This is a genomic window from Rhizobium halophilum (assembly GCF_021648825.1).
In the GTDB taxonomy this organism is placed as follows: Bacteria; Pseudomonadota; Alphaproteobacteria; order Rhizobiales; family Rhizobiaceae; genus Neorhizobium; species Neorhizobium halophilum.
This window is the reverse complement of the sequence record NZ_JAKJHS010000033.1, coordinates 1-7,172: the sequence shown is the minus strand read 5'-3', so window position 1 is coordinate 7,172 and position 7,172 is coordinate 1. Positions and strand designations below refer to the sequence as shown.

Below are 7,172 nucleotides of genomic sequence, written 5' to 3'. Positions count from 1 at the left end.
GACGCGGTGCTTTAGGGCAACTGCGCCCAGCTGAAGCGGAGTGAAGAAATTGTCCTGTGCCATGTGAACCTCGTTCGGTTGGGGTGTGGGAAGATCTTGAAACATCTGTGAGAAAGTTACCATCGGCGCCATCAAAGATGCTATGTAACGATATATGTTATGTTTCCATGCATTCTCGATGTTCTATGGCTCTTGAAGGCGCAGCAAACAGCCTGACCGTGGGGAGCTGCATCGGCATCCCGAACTCGCCCCGCCCGCGACGCGGGCGAGCCCGTTCGCTGGATACCGATGGAGGCGAAGGTCGCCGCCGATAGCAGGTTCGAGGTGACGCCCATGGCTCCCTTTTTCATTAGCGTGTCTTTGCTGTGGCTCCGCAGACTGTGATTTGCGGCCCTGCTCGCGGAGCTCCGATGGCTTGAATGAACAGCGGTTAGTTGGGGCGCTGAATGCTCTCATAGTAGTCCCCGGAGTTGACCGTTTACCTTGGCGCGTGACTGTTGGCTGGGGCGGCAGAAATCGAGCCGGTGTAGTTACGATCGATCCGATCGACTACGGTCGGCCGCTCGGATGCGCCTTCATAGTACTCGCCTTCGCGGGCAAGGGTCTGTCCAGAGGAGGCCATTGCAATGATGGCCAAGGCGGCGATGGAAGAACTGTACTTCATTGTCATAGTCGTCGTTTTTGTGCGACGCGCATCTAGCGCTGGTTAATGGAAGCGGCTCTTTATATACCGCGGTGATATTTATCACGATATACCAAACAGGTGCAGCTCGTGCTGATGTCAACCTGTTTCGTCATCGTGTCGGTTTTGATTTGGTGAGAATGGCGACGGCGGGTCGCATCCTTCACCAGATCACCAGAAAGACCTTCTTGAGCTTGCGATCGAGATCGCCCAATCGGCGAAGCGGGACCTCCTGCTATCGCCGGTGCATCAAGCACCGGTGATGATGTGAATCTACAAGAAAGCCGCCAAAATCATACTGAACCAGCGTTCAGTCCGCTCACCTCTACGATCTAGAGGCCCCATACAAAAGTATGAGCGCCGAACAAGAACGACTACATGAGGCTTGGCAGCAGTTCCCCGTCGAGAATGGAAGAGTTCTTTGTTCCTGGAAGTGCGGCTCGATTGTAAGACGGGAAGATGCCCTGCAATGGGCTGGGAGCGAATGCGCCGACAATTCCTCTTCCAGCGAAAATGCCTCGTGCCGATCAGCCGGAACGCTCGCCCCGGATGATCCTGCCGTACCCGATCCTTAAGAACGATATAGCTGAACAGCTCGCCCGGCCAAGTCACCACCCCCGCTATTGTCTCTAGGACGATGGGCTCCTTCGACAGCCTGCCAGTGGAGGTGGCCAGCCGAGATGAAACCCCCGCCCATGCAGATGCTTAGGCTCAGGACCTCGCGGCACCTTTGTCGCTGTCGGGTCAACAGCAAACGGACCGCGAGGAGAGCTCAATGGGATACGCCGCTCTTGAGATCATTGGAAAATTGCGCCTTTGGAAGATCCGGTCCCAGAAAGGCTTGTACAGCTCATGCCGCTCCTATCTTAGAGCAGCTGTCTCTGCGGTAAAAACGCATTTCGATTCTCACTTGGACCTTCTGGAGACGCTGTCCGCCACCGCGGCCGGCTCTGAAATCTTCCCTTATCGACGACGACAGGGGGCCCTAACTTCGTCAGGGTGGGCATACTGCTCCCGTGTCTATCCATGCCTGAATAATTTTGCCAAATTCCTCTTGTGTGCCCGGAGCGGGCTCGCGTCCGGCACCCGGGTTCCAGCCCCAGCCCACAAGCTCGTCATGCGTCATGTGCTCAACGAGTTCCTCCATCGACTTATTGCCGTTGCGGGCCGGGTCTTTGATCTGCTGACAGATCTGCCCAAGGCTCTTGCCTTCCCAAGCCATTTCGATCGGCGCCAGATGCCAAGCAGGGTGGCCTGGGATACTCCTGATGGTTTCGGCCTGACCGATGATAGCGATGTTCTCAGCGCCGTGGCAGGTGGTGCATTGCATGCCGGGCAATCCCATACCCCCATCACCGCGAACGACAGGCGGCTCATGGGGACGCATCTCGTTACCCTGCAGTGGGCGTTCGGTCGCAGGATGACAATTCACGCAACGGGGATGCTGGATAACCTTGCCAGCTTCTCTAAAGAGCGCAAGCGAACGTTCCTCTTCATCCTTGACCGATTGAAATGAGGCGGCAGGTCGCAGCGATTGCTTTTCCTGTGCATGGGACCAAGGCGTCAGGTAGATGCCAGCTGCCACAAAAAAACAGCCCGCGATGCCGAGTAACCAGACTTTTATGTTCATCTGCCCGCCCTCAGGTTGCAACAATGTTTACAATTGGAAGCTGTCGAACCGGTGTTCCAGTCAAGCTTCTCCAAGCATTGGCCACTGCTGGCCCGATGGGCGGGAGACCCGGCTCGCCGACACCCGTCGGGCGCTGGGAAGATTTGATGATCTCTACAACCACCTCCGGCATCTCATTGATGCGGATCGACCGGTAGTCGTGAAAGTTAGACTGCACGACCTTACCACCCGTGCCGAGGGTAACCGCGTCGAAGAGGACGGCTCCGAGGCCGTAGCCGATGCCGCCCTCCATCTGAGCCTTAATGACATTCGGATTGATCGCCAGGCCGCAGTCAACGGCGCACCAGACCTTATGAACACGCGGTATCCCCTCCGGATCGACTGAAACTTCGACCACCTGCGCGACAAAGGTGTGAAAGCTTTCCACCACCGCGATCCCACGCGCTCTTCCCTCAGGTACGGTTGCACCCCAGTCCGCCATCTCAGCGGCTCTTCTTAAAACGCCGGTGTGCCTCGGTTTTCCCGCAAGAAGCGCGAGCCGGCCTTCCACGGGATCGCGACCGACTTTGCTCAGCAGCTCGTCGACAAAGGTCTCTACGGCAAAGCCCGTGTGCGTATGACCGACTGATCGCCACCAGAGTGGCGGGACGGCGAGCTCGACGTTGTGCGACGTCACCTTGATGTTAGGAATGGCATACGGCAAGTTTGACGCGCCCTCTACAGAGGTATCGTCCAAATCGACCTTACCCATGATTGATTGTCCAACGATGACCTGATCCCAGCCGGTGATCTCTCCGTTCCGATTAATCGCCCCGCGCATCTTGTGGGCATACATTGGCCGATAGTATCCACCGCGGATATCGTCCTCCCGCGTCCACATGTGCTTGAGCGGACGCTGGCTTCCAATTGCCGCATAAACGGAGGCGGCTTCCTGCATATATGGAGAGCCGAACTGCGCCTTGCGGCCGAAAGCGCCACCCGTCAGCTGGGTGTTGAGGCGTACCTGCGATTGTTGCATTCCCAGCACTTCTGCCGCGACCTCGCGATCCATGGCCGGGAACTGTGCGCCCGTATAGATGTCCAACGAACCGTCTGACGCCTTTACGAACACCGCATCCAGCGGCTCCATCGGCGCATGTGCGAGGAAAGGAAAGATGATCTCCGCCTCAACCGTTTGCACGCCGGCCATATCGAAGGCTTCATCGACATTGCCCTCGTCGGTCGCAACGATGCCTGCTTCGCTGAAACGTCTCACATAATCAGCAGCGATCTCCTCCGACGATCGCGTTTCGGCCTTGGAAAGGTCCCATTCAACGTGCAGCAAATCGCGACCCTTGATAGCTGCGAAAGTATCGTCGGCATAGACGGCGACGCCGGAGGGGACTTGTCTGACATCGACGACGCCTTGCACCTTTCGGGCTTCGCCGTCGTCGAAGCTCTTGACGGTCGCTCCGAAGTGATCGGGATGAGCAACGACTGCAACAAGGGTTTTGTCCGGCATTACATCAATCGTGAAGACCGCCGTACCGTCGATCTTGCTCCGTGTATCTAGCTTCGGCAGATCAGTCCCGATCAGGACGAACTCCTCCGGGCGCTTAAGCCTTGGCTCGGCCGGCGGAGTTTGTCGGGCTGCCTTGTCGGCGAAGGCGCCAAATCCACTCTCCCTACCCGTTGCGGAATGCCTGATGCGGCCCTTTTCAATGGTGATCTCGGAGGCCGGCACCTGCCACTCCTCGGCCGCCGCCGCAATCAGCATCGCGCGCGCGGTAGCGCCCGCCGATCGGATCTGGTCATAGGAATTGGCAATCGAGGTCGACCCGCCGGTACCTTGAATACCGTACGCCAGATTTGCATAGAGGTCGTTGTCGGCGGGGGCGTGCACCGCCCGCATCTGGCTCCAGTCGGCATCCATTTCTTCCGCCACTAGCGTCGCCAGCCCGGTGAACGGACCTTGTCCCATCTCAAGATGCTTTGATAAGATGGTGACGGTATCGTCAGCTCCAATCTTTACGAAGGTGTTGATGGGCACGAGCTCCTGGCCACCGCCAGCCGGCACGCCCGTCTGGGCAGCCTTGAGCGCTCTTGGTGCCAAAGCAATGGCAATAAGCAGTCCTGATCCGGCGATAAAGCTGCGGCGTGTAATACCGAAGTCCTGGTTAGCCATGCCTCAACCCCCTATCGAATTAGCGGCCGCATGAATGGCCGCACGAATACGATGATAGGTGGCGCACCGACAGATGTTGCCTGTCATCGCGCTGTCAATGTCGTCATCGGTTGGCTTGGAAACCATCTGCAGCAAGGCTACCGCGGACATGATCTGGCCCGATTGGCAATAGCCGCACTGAGGAACGTCGATGGCCGCCCATGCAGCTTTTATCGCCTCCGCCTCCAGGCCCGTCACTCCCTCGATCGTTACCACGTCTGAACCGTCGATCATCGAAACCGGAGTCACGCAGGATCGGTGCGGTATGCCGTCGAGATGAACGGTGCAGGCTCCACACTGCGCGATGCCGCAGCCGTACTTGGTGCCTGTCAGCTTCTCAAAATCCCGGATTACCCATAGCAGCGGCGTGTCAGGATCTCCGTCAAATGTGCGTTCCTGCCCGTTGAGAACGAAAGTCACCATATTCATGCTCCTTATCCACAGAAGGTCGGGCGGAGTTCACCGGTACCTCGATCAGCATAAGCACTTTGGCAAAAGCAGCTTCAACAGGCCATTGAACGTTGGGCTTGATGACCCATCCCTTGGTATTACTCAGACATACGTGCGACATGCCGAATAACCGAATGCTGACGGAACTGAGTGGGAGCGGCAGAGGCTGCGTTCCCTAAAAGCCTCGATCCAATTTTGCCAATGCTTGATCGGAATCGTTCAGCTACACAGCCCTGCCGCGTCAATCCACTAACGAATGTCGAGTCGACCGTTCATGGAAATCGGCTGCACCATGTTGAAGTAGTTGGGCGACGTCCGCATCACCGCCTCGTGAATAGAGGTAAATTGCTCAGGCGTGCCATCACCAGATATACGCACCGTGTATTCAAGGCTGCGGTATCCTGCGGGGATATCGTCGCTGAGCCCGAGGAATCCGCGCAAATCAAGCATTCCTTCTAGCTCAATCTCAAGATGCGAAAGTGTTACACCCATCATTGCCGCGTTCGCAACATAGCCTACGGTCATGCAGGCGTTCACCGCAGCCATCAAAAGCTCTTGTGGATTAGGAGCCGAGTTTCCACCAAGCAGTTCCAGCGGCTCATCCGTTTCGATCTCAAACCGCCTCTCGATGAGCTGGCCGCCTAATTCATACCCGTTGACGGTTGATCGACTGCGAGTTGCTCCCTCCCACAGGGTGCGGACATTGAATCGCGCTGCACCTTTCGCGGGATCGGATGCGATGACTGCAGCCACATCGCGAAGGGCCGCCACGTCAATCCCGTTGCACTGTGCGTCTGGTTTGGGGTCGCTTTTGCTCATTATCGTCGTTCCTACTCAAATCGACTGGAGATTAATGCCGTCCATTTCGGTGATCAGAGGACCGCTTCGCTTGGGCGGAGCGTATGCAGGTCATCGACCTCACCTAAAATTCGGGTCTACACACCATAGACGGTCACGGTATCCGTTCCCATATCCGGGGAACGATATGCAAGGTAACGACTTTTGTGAGTTGATGAATGGATTCCGAAAAGCTTCAGGTTTTCTTGACCGCGGTGCGAACAGGTAGTCTTGCCGCTGCCGCACAACACCTCAAGTTGACACCAATGTCGACTTCACGACGGTTAGCGGTTTTGGAGGAGGAACTGGGGGTTCGCTTGCTCCATCGTACGTCCCGATCCTTAGCGCTTACGCCGGAGGGCGAGGCATTCTTGCCCTTCGCCACCGCAATCCTCGATACGCAAGAGGCCGCGCTGGCAACGCTTAACCCCACCACAGGCGGTGCGACTGGGTTGCTTCGGGTTACCGCACCGGTCACGCTCGGCCGTAAGAGAATCATGCCAATCGTTCCCGAACTGCTCAAAGAGAACCCGGGGCTTTCGATCGAGCTCGACCTGAATGATGCCATAGTCGATATGGTCGCCTCTGGGGTGGATCTCGCAATCAGGATCGCGCCGCTGAAGGATTCTAGTCTCATCGCACGTCGGCTCGTGCCGAACCCGAAAGACATTTATGCCGCACCAGCCTACCTAGAACGAAATGGAACGCCAAGGACCATCGAAGATCTCGCTCACCATGAATGCCTGACATTCTCCAGATTCACACACTGGCAATTTTTGGTTGAGGGCAAAGAGCAATCCGTCCGAGTGGGCGGCCGCTTCTCATCAAGCAGTGTCGATGGGTACCTCGCAGCCTGCGTCTCAGGTCTTGGCTTGGCCCAGCTCTCCGCGTGGGATGTCAAGGACGAGGTGGCGGATGGCCGCCTTGTGCCTGTGCCAATTGAAGGTGCATCGCCACGTGACCTAGCGATCTGGGCCGTATTCCCGTCCCGGCGGCAAGTTCTTCCCAAGCTGCGGGTGTTCCTCGACAGGCTCCAGAAGAGCTTCGGGTGAGTGACGGTCTTGAGAAGGACCGCTGTTGCTCAACCTGATTGTTGAAGGCTTGGGTGGGTCCGCCGTGCCTCGACCCCTATCTGGTCCTGGTGTGAAATGACTTCCGCCACGCGGATCGGTGAAGCGGTGCTGCGCAACCGGATGGCCCCGCAACACACTGCTACTGTTCAACGTAGAAACAAATAACCTCAGAAGTGAACTTAAATACCAAACGCCTCATTCTTCCCACTCCATGCTGCGGGTGACGTGCCCCCTTTGAATCGGACCGTTTATGGCTGGAATTTTCCAACTATGATCCCTCAATGGGAGAAGGAGAGT

6 protein-coding genes and 1 pseudogene are annotated in these 7,172 nt (G+C 57.1%); 2 read left to right on the top strand and 5 right to left on the bottom strand.

From position 1 onward, the window contains the following. Positions 1-478: 478 nt before the first annotated feature. The 5 genes from LXM96_RS21420 to LXM96_RS21400 all read right to left on the bottom strand — a co-directional run bounded on the left by LXM96_RS21420 (position 479) and on the right by LXM96_RS21400 (position 5,784). A complete protein-coding gene (locus LXM96_RS21420; protein WP_240000583.1) occupies positions 479-664 on the bottom strand; it encodes a hypothetical protein in 186 nt (61 codons plus the stop codon). 1,012 nt (positions 665-1,676) lie between these two features. Next, positions 1,677-2,312 (bottom strand): Isoquinoline 1-oxidoreductase subunit, encoded by a 636-nt coding sequence (locus LXM96_RS21415; protein WP_240000582.1) that lies wholly within the window; start codon positions 2,310-2,312, stop codon positions 1,677-1,679. Positions 2,313-2,322: 10 nt separating this feature from the next. Then, a complete protein-coding gene (locus LXM96_RS21410) occupies positions 2,323-4,476 on the bottom strand; it encodes a xanthine dehydrogenase family protein molybdopterin-binding subunit (protein WP_240000581.1) in 2,154 nt (717 codons plus the stop codon). Positions 4,477-4,479: 3 nt separating this feature from the next. Beyond that, a complete protein-coding gene (locus LXM96_RS21405) occupies positions 4,480-4,938 on the bottom strand; it encodes a (2Fe-2S)-binding protein (RefSeq protein ID WP_240000580.1) in 459 nt (152 codons plus the stop codon). Between the two features lie 276 nt (positions 4,939-5,214). Further along, a complete protein-coding gene (locus LXM96_RS21400) occupies positions 5,215-5,784 on the bottom strand; it encodes an OsmC family protein (protein ID WP_240000579.1) in 570 nt (189 codons plus the stop codon). A 197-nt stretch (positions 5,785-5,981) separates the two neighbouring features. On the opposite strand from LXM96_RS21400, the pseudogene LXM96_RS21395 reads away from it, so the two are divergent. Both LXM96_RS21395 and LXM96_RS21390 read left to right on the top strand, forming a co-directional pair. Continuing rightward, positions 5,982-6,155, top strand: a pseudogene (locus LXM96_RS21395) (LysR family transcriptional regulator); the annotation flags it as partial. An 18-nt stretch (positions 6,156-6,173) separates the two neighbouring features. Next, positions 6,174-6,854 (top strand): substrate binding domain-containing protein, encoded by a 681-nt coding sequence (locus tag LXM96_RS21390; RefSeq protein ID WP_240000584.1) that lies wholly within the window; start codon positions 6,174-6,176, stop codon positions 6,852-6,854. The last annotated feature ends 318 nt before the right edge of the window (positions 6,855-7,172 follow it).